Origin of the sequence: Motilibacter peucedani, from assembly GCF_003634695.1 — a bacterium.
GTDB classification, from domain to species: Bacteria; Actinomycetota; Actinomycetes; order Motilibacterales; family Motilibacteraceae; genus Motilibacter; species Motilibacter peucedani.
In genome coordinates, this window is sequence record NZ_RBWV01000017.1 from 170,837 (window position 1) to 190,122 (window position 19,286).

19 protein-coding genes are annotated in these 19,286 nt (G+C 74.8%); 7 read left to right on the forward strand and 12 right to left on the reverse strand.

What is annotated here, in order from left to right; translation table 11 throughout:
• Nucleotides 1-62: 62 nt before the first annotated feature.
• Nucleotides 63-1,523, forward strand: coding sequence for an MFS transporter (locus tag CLV35_RS19405; RefSeq protein ID WP_121195157.1), 1,461 nt, complete (start codon nucleotides 63-65; stop codon nucleotides 1,521-1,523).
• A gap of 2 nt (nucleotides 1,524-1,525) precedes the next feature.
• Nucleotides 1,526-2,137, forward strand: a complete 612-nt coding sequence (locus CLV35_RS19410; RefSeq protein WP_121195158.1) for a TetR/AcrR family transcriptional regulator — start codon at nucleotides 1,526-1,528, stop codon at nucleotides 2,135-2,137.
• Here the strand turns inward: CLV35_RS19410 and CLV35_RS19415 are convergent.
• Genes CLV35_RS19415 through CLV35_RS19430 form a run of 3 tightly spaced genes read right to left on the reverse strand, consistent with a single transcriptional unit; the run spans nucleotide 2,127 to nucleotide 4,264 of the window.
• Nucleotides 2,127-2,705 (reverse strand): alpha/beta hydrolase, encoded by a 579-nt coding sequence (locus CLV35_RS19415; RefSeq protein WP_231122076.1) that lies wholly within the window; start codon nucleotides 2,703-2,705, stop codon nucleotides 2,127-2,129. The genes CLV35_RS19410 and CLV35_RS19415 overlap by 11 nt on opposite strands.
• Nucleotides 2,702-3,142, reverse strand: a complete 441-nt coding sequence (locus CLV35_RS19420; protein WP_183062088.1) for a hypothetical protein — start codon at nucleotides 3,140-3,142, stop codon at nucleotides 2,702-2,704. The genes CLV35_RS19415 and CLV35_RS19420 overlap by 4 nt, the downstream gene beginning before the upstream one ends.
• A gap of 21 nt (nucleotides 3,143-3,163) precedes the next feature.
• Nucleotides 3,164-4,264: a carbohydrate kinase family protein gene (locus CLV35_RS19430; protein ID WP_121195161.1), complete on the reverse strand. Its 1,101-nt coding sequence runs from the start codon at nucleotides 4,262-4,264 to the stop codon at nucleotides 3,164-3,166.
• On the opposite strand from CLV35_RS19430, the gene CLV35_RS19435 reads away from it, so the two are divergent.
• Nucleotides 4,263-5,588 carry a family 4 glycosyl hydrolase gene (locus CLV35_RS19435; RefSeq protein WP_121195213.1) on the forward strand — a complete coding sequence of 442 codons (1,326 nt, stop codon included), beginning with the start codon at nucleotides 4,263-4,265 and terminating at the stop codon, nucleotides 5,586-5,588. The genes CLV35_RS19430 and CLV35_RS19435 overlap by 2 nt on opposite strands.
• A 30-nt stretch (nucleotides 5,589-5,618) precedes the next feature.
• Here the strand turns inward: CLV35_RS19435 and CLV35_RS19440 are convergent, their stop codons facing one another.
• Together CLV35_RS19440 and CLV35_RS19445 are read right to left on the reverse strand one after the other, a co-directional pair.
• Entirely contained in the window at nucleotides 5,619-5,831 is a 213-nt protein-coding gene (locus CLV35_RS19440; protein ID WP_121195162.1) for a hypothetical protein, read from the reverse strand.
• An 83-nt stretch (nucleotides 5,832-5,914) separates the two neighbouring features.
• Complete coding sequence (locus CLV35_RS19445) at nucleotides 5,915-6,703, reverse strand: GAF domain-containing protein (protein WP_147432019.1); 789 nt, start codon at nucleotides 6,701-6,703, stop codon at nucleotides 5,915-5,917.
• A gap of 59 nt (nucleotides 6,704-6,762) precedes the next feature.
• Between CLV35_RS19445 and CLV35_RS19450 the strand changes: the two genes are divergently transcribed.
• A complete protein-coding gene (locus CLV35_RS19450) occupies nucleotides 6,763-6,957 on the forward strand; it encodes a hypothetical protein (RefSeq protein WP_121195164.1) in 195 nt (64 codons plus the stop codon).
• Nucleotides 6,958-6,973: 16 nt separating this feature from the next.
• Here the strand turns inward: CLV35_RS19450 and CLV35_RS19455 are convergent, their stop codons facing one another.
• Entirely contained in the window at nucleotides 6,974-7,759 is a 786-nt protein-coding gene (locus CLV35_RS19455; RefSeq protein WP_121195165.1) for an ABC transporter ATP-binding protein, read from the reverse strand.
• 49 nt (nucleotides 7,760-7,808) lie between these two features.
• Between CLV35_RS19455 and CLV35_RS19460 the strand changes: the two genes are divergently transcribed.
• On the forward strand, nucleotides 7,809-8,588 hold the full coding sequence (locus CLV35_RS19460) for a hypothetical protein (RefSeq protein WP_121195166.1): 780 nt from the start codon (nucleotides 7,809-7,811) through the stop codon (nucleotides 8,586-8,588).
• Here CLV35_RS19460 and CLV35_RS19465 read toward each other — a convergent pair.
• The 4 genes from CLV35_RS19465 to glgA are packed head-to-tail and all read right to left on the reverse strand — an operon-like array spanning nucleotide 8,551 to nucleotide 13,951.
• On the reverse strand, nucleotides 8,551-10,227 hold the full coding sequence (locus CLV35_RS19465) for a putative bifunctional diguanylate cyclase/phosphodiesterase (RefSeq protein ID WP_121195167.1): 1,677 nt from the start codon (nucleotides 10,225-10,227) through the stop codon (nucleotides 8,551-8,553). The genes CLV35_RS19460 and CLV35_RS19465 overlap by 38 nt on opposite strands.
• Nucleotides 10,220-11,182: a cobalamin B12-binding domain-containing protein gene (locus tag CLV35_RS19470; protein WP_121195168.1), complete on the reverse strand. Its 963-nt coding sequence runs from the start codon at nucleotides 11,180-11,182 to the stop codon at nucleotides 10,220-10,222. Before CLV35_RS19470 ends, CLV35_RS19465 begins: the two co-directional genes overlap by 8 nt.
• Before the next feature lie 55 nt (nucleotides 11,183-11,237).
• The gene (zwf, locus tag CLV35_RS19475; RefSeq protein WP_121195169.1) at nucleotides 11,238-12,743 is read right to left on the reverse strand and encodes a glucose-6-phosphate dehydrogenase; all 1,506 of its coding nucleotides are present in this window, start codon (nucleotides 12,741-12,743) and stop codon (nucleotides 11,238-11,240) included.
• Nucleotides 12,744-12,769: 26 nt separating this feature from the next.
• Entirely contained in the window at nucleotides 12,770-13,951 is a 1,182-nt protein-coding gene (glgA, locus tag CLV35_RS19480) for a glycogen synthase (RefSeq protein WP_183062089.1), read from the reverse strand.
• Nucleotides 13,952-14,030: 79 nt separating this feature from the next.
• Here glgA and glgC point away from each other — a divergent pair, with 79 nt between their 5' ends.
• Entirely contained in the window at nucleotides 14,031-15,275 is a 1,245-nt protein-coding gene (gene glgC / locus CLV35_RS19485) for a glucose-1-phosphate adenylyltransferase (RefSeq protein WP_121195171.1), read from the forward strand.
• A gap of 7 nt (nucleotides 15,276-15,282) precedes the next feature.
• On the opposite strand, the gene CLV35_RS19490 is transcribed toward glgC, so the two are convergent.
• Both CLV35_RS19490 and CLV35_RS19495 read right to left on the reverse strand, forming a co-directional pair.
• Entirely contained in the window at nucleotides 15,283-16,269 is a 987-nt protein-coding gene (locus CLV35_RS19490) for an FUSC family protein (protein WP_147432020.1), read from the reverse strand.
• Between the two features lie 9 nt (nucleotides 16,270-16,278).
• Nucleotides 16,279-17,859: an APC family permease gene (locus tag CLV35_RS19495; protein ID WP_121195173.1), complete on the reverse strand. Its 1,581-nt coding sequence runs from the start codon at nucleotides 17,857-17,859 to the stop codon at nucleotides 16,279-16,281.
• A gap of 132 nt (nucleotides 17,860-17,991) precedes the next feature.
• Between CLV35_RS19495 and serB the strand changes: the two genes are divergently transcribed.
• Nucleotides 17,992-19,170: a phosphoserine phosphatase SerB gene (serB, locus tag CLV35_RS19500; RefSeq protein WP_121195174.1), complete on the forward strand. Its 1,179-nt coding sequence runs from the start codon at nucleotides 17,992-17,994 to the stop codon at nucleotides 19,168-19,170.
• The last annotated feature ends 116 nt before the right edge of the window (nucleotides 19,171-19,286 follow it).

Here is a 19,286-nt window from a genome sequence, read left to right on the forward strand (position 1 = left end):
GTTCTGCTACGCTCGGCAACAAGAGGAGTGGAGGGTCCGCTTCCTCCGGGAGGGCTCTTCTCATGCTCGGCAGCGCGCAGCGCGCCCACCACCAGGTGACCTTCGTCGTGCTCGCGGCCTCGGTCGCGGCCTACGCACTGCTCCAGTCGCTGGTCACACCGGTCCTCGCGACGATCCAGGAGGACCTGCACACCGACCAGGCGACCGTCACGTGGGTGCTCACCGCGTACCTGCTCTCGGCGTCGGTGTTCACCCCGATCATGGGCCGCGTCGGCGACAAGGTCGGCAAGGAGCGCATGCTCGTCGTGACCCTGGTCGCCCTCGGCGCAGGGTCGCTGCTCGCCGCGCTGGCCACCAACATCGGCGTGATGATCGTCGCCCGCGTCATCCAGGGCGTGGGCGGCGGCGTGCTGCCGCTGTCGTTCGGCATCGTGCGCGACGAGTTCCCGCGCGAGAAGGTGGCGGGAGCCGTCGGGGTCCTCGCCGCCCTCACCGCCGTCGGCGCGGGGCTGGGCATCGTGCTCGCCGGGCCGATCGTCGACGCGCTCGACTACCACTGGCTGTTCTGGATCCCGCTCATCGTCGTGGTGCTCGCCGCGGTCGCGGCCCAGCTGTTCGTGCCGGAGTCGCCGGTGCGCACCGAGGGCCGCATCAGCGTGCTCCCGGCCGTGCTCCTCTCCGCCTGGCTGGTCTGCCTGCTCGTCGCGCTGAGCGAGGCGCCCTCCTGGGGCTGGGGCTCCGGGCGCGTGCTCGGGCTGCTCGCCGGAGCCGTCGTGCTCGCCGGAGTGTGGGTTGCGGTCGAGCAGCGCTCGGCCTCGCCGCTCATCGACATGCGGATGATGCGCCAGCCGGCCGTCTGGACGACCAACCTGGTCGCGCTGCTCGTGGGCGTGGGGATGTACGCGACGTTCGGCTTCCTGCCCCAGTTCCTCCAGACGCCGTCGGAGGCGGGCTACGGCTTCGGCTCGAGCATCACCGAGTCGGGGCTGATCCTGCTGCCCTCGAGCATCACCATGTTCGTCGTGGGCGTCGCCTCCGGCCGCCTGGCCGCCCGCCTCGGGGCCAAGGTCCTCGTCGTGGCTGGCACCACCATCGCGGTCGTCCCGTTCCTGCTCATGGCCTTCGCCCACGGCGCGGTCTGGGAGATGTGCCTCGCCACCGCGGTCATGGGCGTCGGCTTCGGCCTCGCGTTCTCCGCGATGTCGAGCCTGATCGTCGACGCCGTGCCCGCCGAGCAGACCGGCGTCGCCAGCGGCATGAACGCCAACATCCGCACCATCGGCGGCTCGGTCGGCGCGGCACTCATGGCCAGCATCGTCACCGCCGACGCCTCACCCGGCGGGCTGCCCGAGGAGTCGGGCTACACGCACGGCTTCGCCATGCTCGCCGGCGCCACGGTCGTGGCCGCGCTCGCGGCGCTGCTCATCCCCCGCACCCGCCACGTGCCCCACCCCGACGAGCCCGAGCACGCGGAGCTCGCCATCGTCGCCGCCGGCACGGTCGTCGGCGACCGGCCGGAGTAGGCGTGGCCCCGCCGGAGCGCAAGCTGCGCCGCGACGCCGCGGAGAACCGCGAACGGGTCCTGCACGCCGCCGACGAGCTGCTGGGCCAGCAGGGCCTCGACGTCAGCATGGACTCGATCGCGCACCTCGCCGGCGTCGGCACCGGCACGCTCTACCGGCGCTTTCCCAGCAAGGACGCGCTGATCGACGAGCTCGTGGCCGACATCGTCGAGTCGGTGGCGCGTGCCGCCGAGGAGGCGCTCGCGCGCGACGACGGCCGGGGGCTCGAGGACTTCCTGCGCGAGACGGCGTCGTCCTTCGCCAGGCGCCGCGGGTGCCTGTCGAGGGTGTGGGACCACCGGCGTACGAACCCGCGGGTGCAGGAGGTGCGCGAGCTCGCCGCGCGCCTGCTCGAGCAGGCGCAGCGGCACGGCACCGCCTCCCCCGAGGCCACGATCGGCGACGTCCTCCTGCTGCTGTGGGCGCTGCGCGGGGTCATCGAGACGACCGGGGAGGCCGCTCCCGGCTCCTGGGAGCGCCACCTCGAGATCCACCTCGCCGGGCTGCGTGCGGCGCCGTTCGCCGGGCCGCGGCCGCCGATGACCGCCGAGGAGATCGCTGCCGTCACGCAGTGACGGCGACGCACTCCAGGGCGCGGGCGACGGCCAGCCGGTGCCACAGCGGCGCGCGGCGCAGCATCGCGTGGCCGTCGCCCGGCACCGCCTCCCACGTCGCGTCGACGCCGGCGTCCACCGCCCGCTGCACGTAGGCGCGCGACCCGGCCGGGTCGGTCCACGTGTCACGGTCGCCGTGCAGCACCCGCAGCCGCCCGCCGGGCGAGAAGCGCACCGGCTCCCCGGGCGGCACCCACGGCGCGAGCGCCACCACGCCCGCCACGTCGGGCTCCCCCGCCAGCCGCAGCGCCACCCGGCCACCCATCGAGTGGCCGACGAGGACGACCGGCACCGACGCGTACGCCTCGCGCACGCGCTCGAGCGCCGCCAGCGCGTCGGCGACCGGCGAGGCGTCCGCGTTCCAGCCGCGCACGCGGTAGCGCACCGAGCACGTCTCGAGGCCGGCGCGCCGGAGGGCGTGCGCGAAGGGCACCATCCGCAAAGAAGCCAGGTGCCGCCGGCGCGAGACCTCGGTGCTGCGCTCGCGGCCGCCGTGGAGCACCAGCGCCACTGCCGGGGGCGCGGTCACGCCCGCGCGGCCCAGGTGGCCAGCGCGACCACGACGGCGTCCTCGACCAGCGCGCTAGCCCAGTCGGGTACGCGGCTGCCCGTCACCGCCCGCCAGCGAGCGCCCGCCCAGCTGCCGGCCAGGGCGCCCACCGCGCCGAGCAGCGCAGGGACGGGGTACGCCTGCCGCTCGGACCGCGCGAGCAGCAACCCTCCCGCGGTGCCGGCCACGACGCGGGCCGTCAGCGCCGGCGGCGCCAGCCGGCTCGGCGTCATCGGGAGCTTGTCGCCGACACCCTCGCCGAGCTGCGCCAGGGTCAGGGCCACGCGGCCGGCGCTGCCGGACAGGGGGCCGAGGTCGTCGCGGCTGCGGGCGAGGGCGGCCAGGCCGGCGACGCTGCGACCGCCGGTGGCGGCACCGAGGGCGAGGGCGCGGACGGGGAGCGGGACACGTGTCATGGCAGCCATCCTGCCCACGGCTCAGGCGTCGGACGCGCGGGCGAGCGTCGCCGTGGCGCGGCGGCCGGTGCGCAGCGGGGGCGCCGGCAGGACGGCGGGCAGGAAGTCGTAGCGGCTGCGCCACTCCAGCGCCGCCGCCGAGCCGCCCGCCGCGTCGGCCTGGACGTGGGACCACCAGTCGGCGATGTCGCCCCAGCCCGGCGCGGCCAGCGACCCGCCCACCTGCTGCACCGAGAGCGCCGCGCACAGGTTGGCGAAGGCCAGGCGCTGGCGCAGCGGCCAGCCGCGCAGGGTCCCGAGCACCAGAGCGGCGCCGAACACGTCGCCGGCGCCGGTCGGGTCGTAGGCGTTGACCGGGAGCGAGGGCGCCCACTCCTCCTCACCGGTGGTGGCGTCGACGGCCAGCGCGCCCTGTCCGCCGCAGGTGACGACGGCGAGCGGCACGCGCTCGGCCAGGCGGTGCAGCGCGGCGCGCGGGTCGTCGGTGCGGGTGTAGGCCATCGCCTCGACGCTGTTGGGCAGGAAGGCGTGGCAGCCCTCGAGCCGGTCGAGCACCGAGGAGTCCCAGCGCTCGGTGGGGTCCCAGCCGACGTCGGCGAACAGCAGCGTCCCGTCGCCGCGCCCGGCGGTGAGGGACGCCTCGTCGGTGCCCTCGACGTGGACGATGCCGGCACGCGCGCGCGGGGTGCCGGCGAGCAGCTGCGACGCGCTGACCGGCGCCTCGTGCGCGTGGGTCACCATGCTGCGGTCGCGCGCCACCGACATCGACACGGTGACCGGCGAGTGCCAGCCGGCGAAGCGGCGCGACCCGCTCAGGTCGACCCCCTCCTGCTCGCACAGGGTCTGCCAGCAGAAGTCGCCGTAGACGTCGTCACCGAAGGCCGCCGCGAGCGTCGTGCGCAGCCCGAGCCGGGCCGCCGCCACCGCGAGGTTGGCGATGCCTCCCGGGCACGAGCCCATGCCGGAGGCCCAGACCTCGGTGCCCTTGGCCGGCATGGTCTCGAGTCCGGTCAGGACGATGTCGAAGAACACCGTCCCCTGCAGGAAGACGTCGAACTCCGGCTGCAGTGCGGCGGCGGTGCTGCTCTCCACTCGGTGGTCCTTCGCTAGCGTGTGCGGCATGCGTCTGGCGGTCGTCGGCGGGGGCGGCTTCCGCGTGCCCCTGGTCCATCGTGCCCTGCTCGGCCAGCGGCCCGGGGCGCCGGAGGTCGACGAGGTCGTCCTGCACGACCCCGACAGCGCGCGGCTGCGGACCGTCGCGGCGGTGCTCGAGGGGCTGGGCGAGGGCCGCCGGGGCGGGCCGCGCGTGCGGCTGGCCGCCGACCTCGACGACGCCCTGACGGGGGCCGACGCCGTCTTCAGCGCGATGCGCGTCGGCGGCACGGCCGGCCGCGTCCACGACGAGCGCGTCGCCCTCGGGCTGGGCGTGCTCGGCCAGGAGACCGTGGGCGCCGGCGGGCTGGCCTACGCGCTGCGCACGGTGCCGGTGGCGCTCGACCTCGCCGAGCGCGTCGCGCGCCTCGCCCCGGACGCGTGGGTCGTCAACTTCACCAACCCGGCCGGCATCGTCACCCAGGCGATGTCGCAGGTGCTGGGCGACCGCGTGATCGGCATCTGCGACTCCCCCAGCGCGCTGGCCCGGCGGGCCGCCCGGGCCGCGGGCGCCGACTCGGCCGCCGCCGCCGAGGCGGTCGCGGGCTACGCCGGGCTCAACCACCTGGGCTGGCTGCGCTCGCTCGAGGTGGGTGGCACCGACGTGCTGCCCGGTCTGCTGGCCGACACCGCGGCGCTCGAGTCGTTCGAGGAGGGCCGGCTGTTCGGCGCGCCGTGGCTGCGCTCGCTCGGTGCGCTGCCCAACGAGTACCTCTGGTACTACTACGCCGCCGAGCAGGCCCACGCCAGCGTGCGCAGCGCCGCCGCCACGCGCGGGGAGGTCGTGGCGGCGCAGCAGGAGTCGTTCTACTCGCGGGCGGCAGGGGCTCCCCCGGCCCGCGCGCTCGAGCTCTGGCTCGAGACGCTGCAGGCCCGCGAGGAGACCTACTTCGCCGAGGGCCGCGACGCGGGTGAGGCGCGCGACCCCGCGGAGGTCGAGGGAGAGGGCTACGAGGGCGTGGCGCTCGCGCTGCTCGGCGCGCTCTCCGGCCGCGGTCAGCGCCGGCTGGTGCTCGACGTGCGCAACGGCTCGACTCTGGGCTTCCTGCCGCCCGACGCGGTGGTCGAGGTCTCGTGCACCGTCGACGAGCACGGCGCCCGGCCGCTGCCCGCGCCGCCGCTGGGGCTGCACGAGCAGGCGCTCGTGAGCGCGGTCAAGGCCAGCGAGTACGCGGTGGTCGAGGCCGCCACGACCGGGAGCCGGGAGGCGGCGGTGCGGGCGTTCGCGTTCCACCCGCTGGTGGGCTCGGTGGCGCGCGCCGAGGCGCTGGCCGACGCGTACCTCGGAGCTTGAGGGCCCAGGAGCGGCCAGCGGGCGGAGCGGCTAGCGGGCGGGGCGCAGGCGCAGGCCGGGCGCGTCGAGCCGCTTGGCGACCGACTGGCGGGCCATCTGGCGGGCGCGCGTGCGGGCCTGGCGGAAGTAGGTGTCGGCGTCGAGCTCGCCCTCGACCCAGCGGCGGCCCTGGTCGTCGGTGACCTGCTCCCGACGGACGACGTCGCTGCTCGCGCCTGCCTCGCCGGCCACGTTGCGGTCCACGTCGGTCTCCTTCGTCGCGGGGGCCGCGCTCGCAGCGCCTGCCCTCTCCCAGACTAGCAACGGACTGCCCCGCACGGCGGGCTCTAGCGCTCGGACTCGGCGAGACCCGCGCCGAGCAGGTTGGCGAGGACGCGGACGACCTCGACGTCGGTGCCGCCGAGCTCGCCGACGGCGGGCGCGTCGACCGTGAGCAGGCCGATGCGCTCGCTGCCGGCGTTGACCGCCGCGGCGATGACGGTGGCGTAGCCGCCGCGCGGGCTCGGCGTGACGAACGGGTGCTGGGCGACGTCCTCGACGACGAGGATGTCGCCGGAGCGCACCAGGTCGAGCACGAAGTTGCCGTCGGAGGTGCCGCTCACGAACGAGGTGCGCGGCGGGGTCGGCCGACCGGCGTAGGCCTCGCGGACCAGCGCGTGGCCGCGCGCGTCGAGCCGGTAGAAGGCGCTGCGCGCCGAGGGCGTCGTGACCCGGACGGCCGCGTCGACCGCCGCCTGCGCGAGCCGGCCGCCCACCGCCCGGCGCTCGGCCGTCGTCAGGGCCACCGCCATCTCGCCGAGGTAGCTGGTGAGCGGCGCCAGCGCGCCGTTGAGCGTGAGCCCGAACTCCTCCTGCGCCTCCTCGGCCACCTCGCGGGCGGTCTGCACCCGGGCCGAGTCGCGCCGCCGCTGCAGCCACCCGGCCAGCACGCCCGCGGCCACGCACACCGCGCCGGCCAGCAGCAGCCAGCGCCGGTGGCTCCCCGTGGACTTGCCCGCGACCGCACCGAGCAGGAAGGCGGCCACCGCTGCCGAGGTCGAGGTGGTCGTCAGCCCCACCTCGCCCAGGGTGGCGCGCAGCCGGGAGCGCACCGCCTGGGTCCTGCTGGAGCTCATGGGCCGCACGCTACCGGCGACCACCGACAGTGCGTCGCCGCTGCGCGTAGGGTGCCGGCATGGACGACGAGCCCGCGCGGGGGGTCGACACCCGGTTCCTGCCGAGCACGGGCACGCCCGACGGGCAGGTCATCCGCTTCGCGGCGGGGCTCTCGGGACTCACCGGCCGCCGCCGGGTCCTCGCGCGCGTGGTGGCCGTGGTGTGGCTGGCCGCGATCGGCCTCTCGCTGGTGGCAGCGCTCGCGCAGTGGTGAGCCAGGACCTCCTGCTCTAGGCGCGGGCGCGCGCCGTCCAGCGCTCGCCGGTCTTCTGCACCTCGAGCGGCAGGCCGAACGCCTCGCTGAGCGGACCCTCGGCCAGCACCTCGTCGACCGGTCCGGAGGCGACGGCGCGCCCGGCGCGCAGCAGCAGCGCGTGGGTGAAGCCGGGCGGCACCTCCTCGACGTGGTGGGTGACGAGCACCATCGCCGGCGCGACCGGGTCGGCCGCCAGGGCCGCGAGCCGGCGCACGAGGTCCTCGCGCCCGCCGAGGTCGAGCCCGGCCGCGGGCTCGTCGAGCAGCATGAGCTCGGGGTCGGCCATCAGGGCCCGGGCGATCTGCACGCGCTTGCGCTCGCCCTCGGACAGCGTGCCGAAGGTGCGCTCGGCGAGGTGGCCGGCGCCGAGGGCCTCGAGCAGCGCCTGCGCCCGCCGGGTGTCGACCTCGTCGTAGCTCTCGCGCCAGCGGCCGAGCACGGCGTAGGTCGCGGTGACGACCACGTCGAGGACGCGCTCCGAGCCGGGCAGCCGCGAGGCGATCGCGGCGCTGGCCAGCCCGATGCGGGGCCGCAGCTCGAAGACGTCGACCAGCCCGAGCTCCTCGCCCAGCACCTCGACCCGGCCGCGGGTCGCGTGGATGGCGGTCGCGGCGATCTGGAGCAGGGTGGTCTTGCCGGCGCCGTTGGGGCCGAGGACGACCCAGCGCTCCCCCTCGCGGACGGTCCAGTCGAGGTCCTCGAGGATCGGGCCGCCGCCGCGGACCACGGTCACGCCGTCGAGCCGCAGCACCTCAGCCATCGCACATCACCTGCGAGACCCTACAAGCCCCGTCCTAGAGTGGCGCACTGTGCCGGACCTGCCGCGCTCCGTGCGCCTCGCCGCCTGGGGCGGCGCGGTGCTGCGGGCCACCACCAGTCCTGACCTGGCCCTTGACGCCGTCGTCGGCGACGACACGCGCCACGTCGTCGACGGGCTCCCGGGCTCCCACGACGACCCCGACGGCGTCGGCGTCGCGCTGGCGCTCGGTGAGCTGCGCCGCCTCGGCGTCACCGGGCTCGCGCTGGCGCTGCCGGTGCCGGGCGACGTCGCGGGCCTGCCCGGCCCGCCGTCGTTCAACGAGGAGGCCCTGGAGGCGGGCGAGGCGGTGCTGACGCGGGGGGCCGCGGCGTACGCCCTGGTGCCCTCCGTCGAGACCGCGCGCTCGAGCCTGGTGCAGGTGCGCTGGCGCGTGCACGCCGTCGAGCCGGCACGCTCGACGCCGCTGCCCTCGCTCGCGGAGGCCGACCGCGAGCTGAAGGAGGCGCTCTCCGAGGCGACCGAGGAGCTGCTGCGACTCGACGTCGCCCGCTGGCGCCCCGAGGTGCTCGACACGCTGGCCCGGATGCGTCGGCGCATCGACGACGCCTCGCTGCCCGACGACTTCGCCCCCCGGGCCGAGCGCGTGCTCGCCTCGGCGCGCACCGTCGGGGCGATCCTCTCGCTCGCGCGTCCCGACCCGGGGGCGGCGGTGAGCGCCGGGGCCATCGCCATGCGGCTCGACGTGCTCGACCGGCTGAGCGCCGTGACCCGGCGGGCGCTCGTCGCCGCGGTCAACTCCCCGCTCGAGCCCCGACCCGACCGGGGCTGAGCAGCGCCAGCTCTTCAGCCGGCATCGGCCGCGCGTAGAGGAAGCCCTGCGCCGTGGTGCACCCCAGGGCCACCAGCGCCTCGGCCTGGGCGCCGGTCTCGACCCCCTCGGCGACCACGCCGATGCCGAGTGCGAGGGCCAGCGAGGTGACGGACGCGACGATCGCGTGCTGGTCGGGGTCGCTGACCATGTCGGCGACGAAGGAGCGGTCGATCTTGATGAAGCCCACCGGCAGCTGGCGCAGGTAGCTCAGCGACGCGTAGCCGGTGCCGAAGTCGTCGATGCCGACCGGCACACCCGACGCGTCGATCTCCCACAGCTCGCTGCGCGCCGACGACGACTCGGTGAGCGCCGACTCCGTGACCTCGATGCGCAGGCCGCCGGGGTCGAGCCCGTGACGCTCGAGCGACTCCTCCACCGCCAGCGCGACGTCGCCGCGCCCGAGCTGGCGCGGCGACACGTTGACCGCCACGGTGACGCCCGGCCGCTGCGCGCGCCAGAGTGCCGCCTGCGCGCACGCCTGGTCGAGCACCCAGCGCCCCAGCTCGACGATGGCGCCGGTGTCCTCGGCCAGCGGGAGGAACTCGTCCGGGCCCAGCAGCCCGCGCACCGGGTGCTGCCAGCGCAGCAGCGCCTCCGCGCCGACGACCCGGCCGGCGGTGAGGTCGACGACCGGCTGGTAGTGCACCCGCAGCTGCCCGCCGGCCAGCGCGTCGGACAGCTCGCTCTCGACCGCCCGCCGCGCGCGGAGCTCGTCGTCGAGGGCGGCGTCGAAGACGACGTACTGCCGCTTGCCGCGCCGCTTGGCCCGGCGCAGCGCCTCGTCGGCGTGGCCGAGCAGGGCGGCCGCGCTGCTGACCGGCGCGCCGCCGGTCTGCGCCAGCCCGACGCTGACCGAGGCGGCGACCTCGCGGCCGCCGAGCATGCAGGCGCCCGCGACCGTGGTCAGCAGTCGCTCGCCGATCGCCGACAGCTCCTGGGCTCCGTTGAGACGGGGGCACACCACCGCGAACTCGTCGCCGCTGAGGCGGCCGGCGACGTCCGAGGCGCGCAGGCTGCGGCGCAGGCGGTGCGCGACCGTGATGAGCAGCTCGTCGCCCGCCTCGTGGCCGAGCACCTCGTTGACCGCCTTCAGGTCGTCGACGTCGACGAAGGCCACGGCGGCCGGGCGCCCGCTGCGCTGGGCGTCGCGCAGGGCCTGCTCCAGGTGCTCGAGGAAGAGCACCCGGTTGGGCAGGCCGGTGAGGGGGTCGTAGAGCGCCTTGCGCTGCAGCGAGCGCAGGAGCCGGCGGCGCGAGGTGACGTCCTCGACCGCGAGAAGCAGCCGGCCCGGGCCCTGCAGCGACCAGTGCAGCACCACGGTGAGACCCGGCCCTGTCGGCCGGGGCAGCGTCGCCTCGACGGGCGAGGACGTGGCCGTGCGCAGCGCCGTCCAGACCGGCGGCGCCAGCACCTGCTCGGCGGGGACGCCGGCGAGGTCCTCCCCGGGACGGCCCAGCAGGGCGGCGAGCGCGGGGTCGGCGTGCGCGAGGCGCGCGGCAGGCGCGGGCATGTCGCGCGGGCCCTCGCCGGGGCCCGGCGTCCACTCCACCAGGCCCAGGCCGAGCCGCGAGCCGGCGTCCTCGCGGGCGTCAGCCACGACGCACTCCCGCCGTCGCGAGCTCACCGAGCTCGGGCACGAGCGGCGCGGCCTCCCGCCGCAGCGCCTGCACCAGCGCGTCGACGGCGGCGGGGTCGCCGCCCCGGACGCGTACGACTCCGGTGAGCCAGTCGGTGAAGTCGTCCAGCGGCGCGGTGTCCCCGAGCAGCGCCGCGGCGGCGAGGGTGTCGACCAGCGGGGCGAGCAGCGAGCCGGCCGCGGCCGGCAGCGCCGACGCCGCACCGCCGAGGGCGTCGACCAGGGCCGGGCGCTCGGAGTGGAGGTCGCGGCAGCGCTGCTGGGCCTGGGCGCCGGGCGGCTCGGGCAGCGGCGGGCTGCCCACCAGCCTCTCGAGCAGGTCGTGCACCGCGAGGACGTCGGACGGCGCCGCGTGGGCTCCGACAGCGGCCGCGGCAGCGGGGTACGCGTCGGCCGCCGCACCGCCGAGGACCGCCGGGACGCCGGCGCGCCGGGCCGCCGCCACCGACTCCAGCGCCCCGGGCAGGCTGGCGGCGAGCGTGGCGCTGAGCAGCACCGCGTCGGGCCGGTGCTCGCGCAGGAAGCCCTCCAGCTGGTCGGCCGGGACGGACCCGCCGAGGCAGGTCACCGACCAGCCGAGGTCGCGCAGGGACTCGGCGACCAGGCGCACCGGGAAGGCGTGCCACTCGCCGCTGACGCAGGCCGCCACCAGGCGCCCGTGGACGCGGTCGTGCCCGTCCTGGGAGACGGCCGACAGGGCGAGCTCGGCGATGACGGTGGCCGCGTGCTCCTGGGCGACCGACCACTCGTCCCGCTCCCAGCGCAGGCCGACCTCGCGCTCGGCGGGCGCGAACACGTCGGCCACCAGCGTGCCGACCGCGGCGCCGCCGGCGCGCGCGCCGACCACCACCTCCACCGCCCCGCGCCGCGACAGCGCGCTCAGCGCGGCGAGGAACTCCCCCGAGGAACCGGTCATGGCCACCTGCCTCACGCGACTCTGCGTGCCTGCAGTATGCCCCCGGCAGCCCTCCTCAGCCGGGCTGCTTCGGCGCCCGCCAGGTGCGCTCGAACGGCAGCCGCCAGGCGTGCGGCGCGATGAGCTGGTGGATCGCGTTGGGGCCCCAGCTGCCGGGGGTGTAGGGCTTGACCGGCGGCGGGTCCTCGAGCAGCGGCATCGAGCGCTCCCACAGGCTCTCGATGCCCTCGGCCGTGGTGAACAGCGTGTGGTCGCCGCGCATGGCGTCGAGGATGAGCCGCTCGTAGGCCTCGAGCACGTCGCCCGCGTGGCCGGTGTCGTGGGTCGAGAACTGCATCGAGAGCTTGTCGAGACGCATGCCCGGCCCCGGGCGCTTGCCGTAGAACGACAGCGACACCTTGGTCTCGTCGGCCAGGTCGAAGGTGAGGTGGTCGGGACCCTGGGTGCCGACGCCCGAGCCGGCCGGGAACATCGACTTCGGCGCCTCCTTGAAGGCGATCGAGATGATGCGCTGGCCCTCGGCCATGCGCTTGCCGGTGCGCAGGTAGAACGGCACCCCGGCCCAGCGCCAGTTGTCGATGCGCGCGCGCAGCGCGATGAAGGTCTCTGTGTCGGACTCGGGGTTGACCCCCTCCTCGCCGCGGTAGCCGAGGTACTGCCCGCGCACGACGTGGCGCGGCTCGATCGGCAGCAGGGAGCGGAAGACCTTGTTCTTCTCCTCGCTGATGGCCCGCGGCTCGAGCGCCGTCGGCGGCTCCATCGCGACGAACGCCATGACCTGGAACAGGTGGGTGACGACCATGTCCTTGTAGGCGCCCGTGGCCTCGTAGAAGCCGGCACGGCGGTCGAGCCCGAGGACCTCGGGGATGTCGATCTGCACGTGGTCGATGAAGTTGCGGTTCCAGATCGGCTCGAACAGCCCGTTGGCGAAGCGGAACGCCAGGATGTTCTGCGCCGCCTCCTTGCCGAGGAAGTGGTCGATGCGGAAGATCTGGCGCTCCTGGAAGACGCCGTGCACCTGGTCGTTGAGCTTGATGGCGCTCTCGAGGTCGGTGCCGAACGGCTTCTCCATGATGACGCGCGAGCGCTCGACGAGCCCCGCGTCGCGCAGCATCGTCACCACCGCGAGCGCCGCGCGGGGAGGCACGCTGAGGTAGTGCAGGCGGCGTACGCCTTCTCCGAGCTCGCCCTCGGCCTCGGCGACCGCCTTCGCCAGCGCCTCGGGCCCTGCGCTCTGGGGCACGTAGCGCAGCTTGCAGGCGAACGCGTCCCACTGCTCCTTGTTGAGCGGGCGGGTGCTGAACTCCGACACCGCCTGGAAGGCGAACGCGCGGAACGCGTCGTCGTCGAGGTCCTCCAGCGAGGTGGCGACGATCTGCACCTCGGGCGCGAGCGAGGACAGCGCGAGGTAGGTCAGGCCGGGCAGCAGCTTGCGCCGCGACAGGTCGCCGGTGGCTCCGAACAGGACGATGACGTGGGGATCGAGGTGCTCCGGCTCCCGGCCGTAGCGCCGGGCGTTCGGGTCCGGGTAGGCGATGGTCTGGGCTGGGGCCTCTGACATGGCGACATACTGCCACCGGCCGGTCGTCAGAGGACGGAGCGGTACACCTCGAGGGTCTGCTGCGCGACGGCGTCCCAGGAGAAGACCTCGACCGCGCGCCGACGGCCGACGCGGCCCATCTCGGCAGCGCGCTCGGGGTCGGCCAGCAGGGTGTTGACGCGCTCGGCGAGGTCGGCGACGAAGGTCTCGGGGTCGAGCGGCGTGCCCGTGCCGTCGCTGACCTGCTCGATGGGCACGAGCAGCCCGGAGCCGTCGGCGACCACCTCGGGGATGCCCCCGGTGGCGGTGGCGACGACCGCGGTCTCGCACGCCATCGCCTCGAGGTTGACGATGCCCATCGGCTCGTAGATCGAGGGGCAGACGAAGACGGTCGCGTGCGTGAGGACCTGGATGACCTGCGGGCGCGGCAGCATCTCCTGCACCCACACCACGCCGCTGCGCGAGGCGCGCAGCTCGTCGACGAGGCCCTCGACCTCCGCAGCGATCTCGGGGGTGTCCGGCGCGCCGGCCAGCAGCACCAGCTGGGCGTCGGGGTCGAGCCGCTCGGCGGCGCGCAGCAGGTAGGGCAGGCCCTTCTGCCGGGTGATGCGCCCGACGAAGACCGCGTAGGGGCGGCCCGGGTCGATGCCGTGGCGCTCGAGGACGTCGGTGCCGGGGTCGGGCGCGTAGAGCTCGGTGTCGATGCCGTTGTAGACGACGCGGACCTTGTCGGGGTCGAGCGCCGGGTAGACGTCGAGCACGTCGGCCCGCATGCCGGCGCTGACGCTGATGACCGCGTCTGCGGACTCGAGCGCCGTGCGCTCGACCCACGACGAGACCGCGTAGCCGCCGCCGAGCTGCTCGGCCTTCCACGGCCGGTGCGGCTCGAGGCTGTGGGTCGTGACGACGTGCGGCACCCCGTGCAGGAGGGCGGCGACGCTGCCGGCGTGGTTGGCGTACCAGGTGTGGCTGTGCACCAGGTCGGCACCGGCGCAGTCGCTCGCCATGGCGAGGTCGACGGCCATGGTGCGCAGCGCGGCGTTGGCGCCGGGCAGCACGCTGCTGTCGTCGTAGGCCGTGGTGCCCGGCTCGTCGCGGGGCGCCCCGAAGCAGCGGACGCGCACATCGGTCGAGGCCGCGCGGAGGGCTCGCGTGAGGTACTCGACGTGGACACCGGCGCCGCCGTAGACGGCGGGCGGGTACTCGCGGGTGAGGAGGTCGACGCGCACGTCCCGCACCTTGCCACAAAGTCGGCGCCACGGGCGGCACCGGGGTGAGCCACACCACACGAGGGGGTACGGTGCCGCCATGGCTGACGTCCTGGCGATCGTCCTGGCAGGTGGTGAGGGCAAGCGGCTGATGCCGCTCACCGCTGACCGGGCCAAGCCCGCTGTGCCCTTCGGGGGCAACTACCGGCTCATCGACTTCGTCCTGTCGAACCTCACCAACGCGGGGTTCCTCAAGGTCGTGGTGCTGACGCAGTACAAGTCGCACAGCCTCGACAGGCACATCACCAAGACCTGGCGCATGTCGACCCTGCTCGGCAACTACATCACCCCGGTGCCGGCCCAGCAGCGCCTCGGCCCGCGGTGGTTCGCCGGCTCCGCCGACGCGATCTACCAGAACCTCAACCTCATCGACGACGAGCGGCCGAAGTACATCATCGTGTTCGGCGCCGACCACATCTACCGCATGGACCCGCGGCAGATGCTCCAGCAGCACATCGAGTCCGGCGTCGGGCTCACCGTCGCGGCCGTCCGCCAGCCGCTGCACGAGGCCGACCAGTTCGGCGTCATCGAGACCGAGACCTCCGGCCCCGACGCCGGGCGCAAGATCGCCCGCTTCCGCGAGAAGCCGAAGGACGCGGTGGGGCTGGCCGACGCGCCCGACCAGGTCTACGCCTCGATGGGCAACTACATCTTCACGACCCGGGCGCTCGTCGACGCGGTGACCCGCGACGCGATGAACCCCGAGAGCAAGCACGACGTCGGCGGCAACCTGGTGCCGATGTTCGTCGACAAGGACGACGCCCAGGTCTACGACTTCACCCAGAACGAGGTGCCCGGCTCGACCGCGCGCGACCACGCCTACTGGCGCGACGTCGGCACGCTCGACTCGTTCTACGAGGCCAACATGGACCTCATCTCGGTCCACCCCGTCTTCAACATGTACAACTACGAGTGGCCCATCTTCACGGCCTACGACCCGATGCCCGCCGCGAAGTTCGTGCGCGGCGACGACGGCTCGGGCGGCGTGGCCTACGGCTCCATGGTCTCCCCCGGCGCCATCATCTCCGGCTCCTCGGTGGAGGACTCCGTGGTCTTCCCGCGCACCCAGGTGCTCCGCGGTGCCCACGTGTCGGCCTCGGTGCTCATGGACCGCGTCGTCGTCGAGCCCGGCGCCCGGGTCGTGCGAGCGGTGCTCGACAAGAACGTCGTGGTCGAGGCCGGCGCGACCGTGGGCGTCGACATCGAGCGCGACCGGGCCCGCGGCTACACCGTCTCGCCCTCGGGCATCGTCGTCGTGGGCAAGGGCCAGCGCGTCACGGCCTGAGCCGCGCCTAGTCCTCCGCCCGGCGGTCGTGGACGGCCATCACCGCGGCGACGCCGACGACCACGCCGATGGCGGTGGTCACGCCCCTGTCGCGCAGCAGCGGCCAGGCCGGCCCGGTGGTGACCAGCCGCGGCATGAGCACGGCCATCGGGGTCACGAAGAGCATGGCGACGCCGTAGTGCCTCAGGACGAAGAGCTCCGCCAACACCTGGAGCAGGCCGACCAGCGCGACCACGGTCCAGCCGTGCGGGCCTGAGAGCACGAGCGGCGCGGCGACGAGCAGGCCCCCTGCCGTGCCGGCGAAGCGGTGCCAGGCGCGGGTCAGCCGCCCGACCGTGTCGCCCGCTGACCACGGCACCACCGCTGCGACGGCCGCCCAGTAGGAGTGGTGCAGCCCGAGGCCGGCCGCGGCTCCGGCGGCGACGAGGGCCGAGCCGGCGCTGACGCCCGCGCGCGCCGCCACCTCTCGACCGGTGCGGGCGGGGTACGCGGCCGGCCCCCGCCCCGTGCGCCGGCTGCCCGCGTGCGCCGCCCCGAGAGCGCCGACCAGCACGGCGAAGGCCGCAGCCGCTGCACCGATGCCGAAGGCCTCGGGCACCCGGTGCCAGGTCGCCGGCGTACCGGCGCAGGCGCCGAAGGCGAACACCGCGAACAGCGGTCCGGGCGGCAGCCACCGCCACCGGTCGGAGCACGCGGACCCGGCGGCGGCGGCCGCAGCCGTACCGACCACCGCAGGCCACACGCCGCGGTCGAGGGCCGAGACCGCCGCTCCGGCGGTGATGCAGGCGACGAGCAGCGCGGCCGCCTGCAGCTGCATCACCGCCCGGTCGACGTGGGTGCCGCGGCGCGAGTAGATCGAGGCGAAGGCTCCGAAGGCGGCGTAGAGCGCGTCGCCGATGTGCCCGGTGAGCCGCAGCACCACCAGCGGCACCACGACCGCGGTCGTGACCCGCAGCGCGGGCAGCAGGTCGGACCTCTGGGGCAGCGGCGGCACCACGGCACTCTAGGGGCGGCGCGCCTCCGGCAGGACGACGACCTCGTTGCGACGGTGCCGGGCACCGGCCCACCAGAAGCCGACGGCGATCGCGATGAACGCGGCGAGCGGCACGGCCTCGGTGAGCAGGTAGCTCCAGCGCTCGTCCGACGCCCACTCCTCCGGCCGGTAGTCCTCGGCGAACCAGCCGTCACCGAGGCCGGGGAAGAGCAGCTCGACCGTGCAGAACACGATGAACGCCATCGACACCACGGTGGTGACGCCGATCCACGGCGCGCGGTAGCCGCCGTCGTCCGCCCGCTGCCCCCGCAGGCGCCATGCCGCGGGGAAGATGCCGAGGTAGGAGATCAGGGTTGTCGAGATCGCCAGCCCGAGGGCCACGTTGAAGAACTTGGCCGCGTTGCCGCCGGTGATGCTCAGCGTGGCGACGAAGACCGCGGTCGAGACGACGCCCGAGAGGATGTTGACGCGCACCGGGGTGCCGAACCGCTCGCTGAAGGCGCCGAACCACCGCGGGCCGGCGCCGTCGTAGCAGGAGACGGCGAGCGTGCGGTCGGAGCCCATGATCCAGGTGAGGCCCGAGGTGAAGGCGACGACCACGATGAGCAGGCCCATGACCCACCCGATCGCCTCGGCGCCCGCCGAGAGCGACACCGTGACCGCGCCGTCCGCGCCGGTGGACACGCTGCCGCCGAAGATGGTGAGCGACTGCTTGAGCGCCTGCGGGAATCCGGCCAGGCCGGTGGCCTGGTCCTCGGGCAGCACCAGCAGGATGCCGAGCACCGGCAGGCCGTAGAGCAGGCCGGTCGCGATCACGGACTTCGCGATCCCGGCGGGCACGTCGCGCTTGGCGTCCTGCATCTCCTCGCCCGCGGCGCTCGGCAGCTCGAAGCCCACGAGGCTGAACAGGATGAGGGGCACCAGCGCGACGAAGCTGGAGAAGTCGGGCTTGAAGCCGCCGGCGCGAATGCCGTGGAAGCCGTGCCGGACGCCGTAGCCGACCACCGTGATGCTGAAGAAGCCCAACAGCAGGAAGCGGGCGATCGCACCGATGGTCGCCACCCACTTGCCGACGCGGAACGACAGGACGGCGAAGAGCACGCCCAGCCAGATGAACGGGATGCCCAGCAGCACCGTCGTCGTCGTCGAGTAGTCGGCCTCGCCGTTGAAGAACACGACGAGCCCGCTCAGCGCAGTGGCGACCAGCGTGCCGCCCATCCACACCGGGTTCGTGACCCAGTAGAAGAAGTTGTTGACCGCTCCTGCCAGGTGGCCGAACGCCATGCGCACCCAGACATAGGGGCCGCCCTCGTCGGTGAAGCCCGCGCCGAGCTCGGCCAGCAGCATCGCCGACGGCACCGCGAACAGCAGCACCGAGACCACCAGCCAGGTGAAACCCGCCCCGCCCTGCGTCGCGAGCGTGCCGAGCCCGTCGACGCCGACCAGCGTGCACACCAGGAAGAAGAAGATGTCGGCGCGGCCGAAGTGCTTCTGCAGCTTGGCCTTCTCGGCCGCCGCATCGGCTGTCGCCGGCGCGTGGTGGACCGTCAGCGTCGTGGACTTCCGCCCCGACCGCAGTGCCTCGCTCATCGCTGACGCCTCTCGTCCGGTCCGTGCGCCGTCGGCGCTCGCGACACAGTGGCTCAAGGCGGTTACCGTAACGTTGCAGGACTGCTTCCGCGGCGAAACAGCGGACAACGCGCTCGGCTAGCCTGTGCGCTCGTGGCACCCACCCGTACGCTGCTCGTCACCCTCACCGGAGCCGACCGTCCGGGGGTCACCTCCCGGCTCTTCGCGGCCTTCGCTGGCGCCGACGTCGCGGTGCTCGACGTCGAGCAGGTCGTCGTCCGCGGACGCCTCGTGCTCGGGGTGCTGCTCGAGGGCGCCGACCTCGCCTCGCTCGAGCGGGCCGCCCGCTCGGCGGGCGACGGGCTCGGCATGGAGGTCGAGACGCTGCCCGGTGCGGCCGAGCCCGAGCAGCGCGCTTCCCGCAGCCTGGTCACCGTGCTCGGGCGCCCGCTCACGCCGGCGGCGCTGGCAGCCGTGACCGGGCGGATCGCCGACGCCGGCGCCAACATCGACCGCATCGTGCGCATCGCGCGCTACCCCGTGACAGCGGTCGAGATGGAGGTCTCCGGCACCGACACCGCCGACCTGCGGCTGGTGCTGGCGCGCGAGGCGGCCCAGCAGCGCGTCGACGTCGCGGTGCAGCGGGCCGGCCTGCACCGCCGCGGCAAGCGGCTGGTGGTCATGGACGTCGACTCGACGCTCATCCAGGGCGAGGTCATCGAGATGCTGGCCGAGCACGCAGGCGTCGCCGACGAGGTCGCGCGCGTCACGGAGTCGGCGATGCGCGGCGAGCTCGACTTCGCCGAGTCGCTGCACGCCCGGGTCGCGCTGCTGGCCGGCCTGCCCGAGTCGGTCTTCGACGACGTACGCCGCTCTGTCGTCCTCACACCCGGCGCGCGCACGCTGGTGCGCACCCTCAAGCGGCTCGACCACCGCGTCGCGGTGGTCAGCGGTGGTTTCACCCAGGTCGTGCAGCCGCTGGCTGATGAGCTCGAGCTCGACTACGCCGCCGCCAACACCCTCGAGGTCGTGGGCGGCACGCTGACCGGCCGGATCGTCGGCGACGTGGTCGACCGGGCGGGCAAGGCCGCCGCGCTGCGCCGGTTCGCGGCCGACTGCGACGTGCCGCTCGGGCAGACCGTCGCGATCGGCGACGGCGCCAACGACCTCGACATGCTCGGCGCCGCCGGGCTCGGCGTCGCCTTCAACGCCAAGCCGGTGGTCCGCGCCGCGGCGCACACCGCCGTCACCGTGCCCTACCTCGACGCGGTGCTGTTCCTGCTCGGCATCCCGCGCGAGGAGGTCGAGGAGGCCGACGCGCTCGACGGCTGAGCGCCGGCGTCACCCGAAAGGCGCACGCTCATGGTGTGCGCACCGTGTGGTTCTGGGCACAACGGGGAGTGTTCGGCCTAGGGTGAGCGACGCAGCACGGTCCGCAGCGGGGCCGT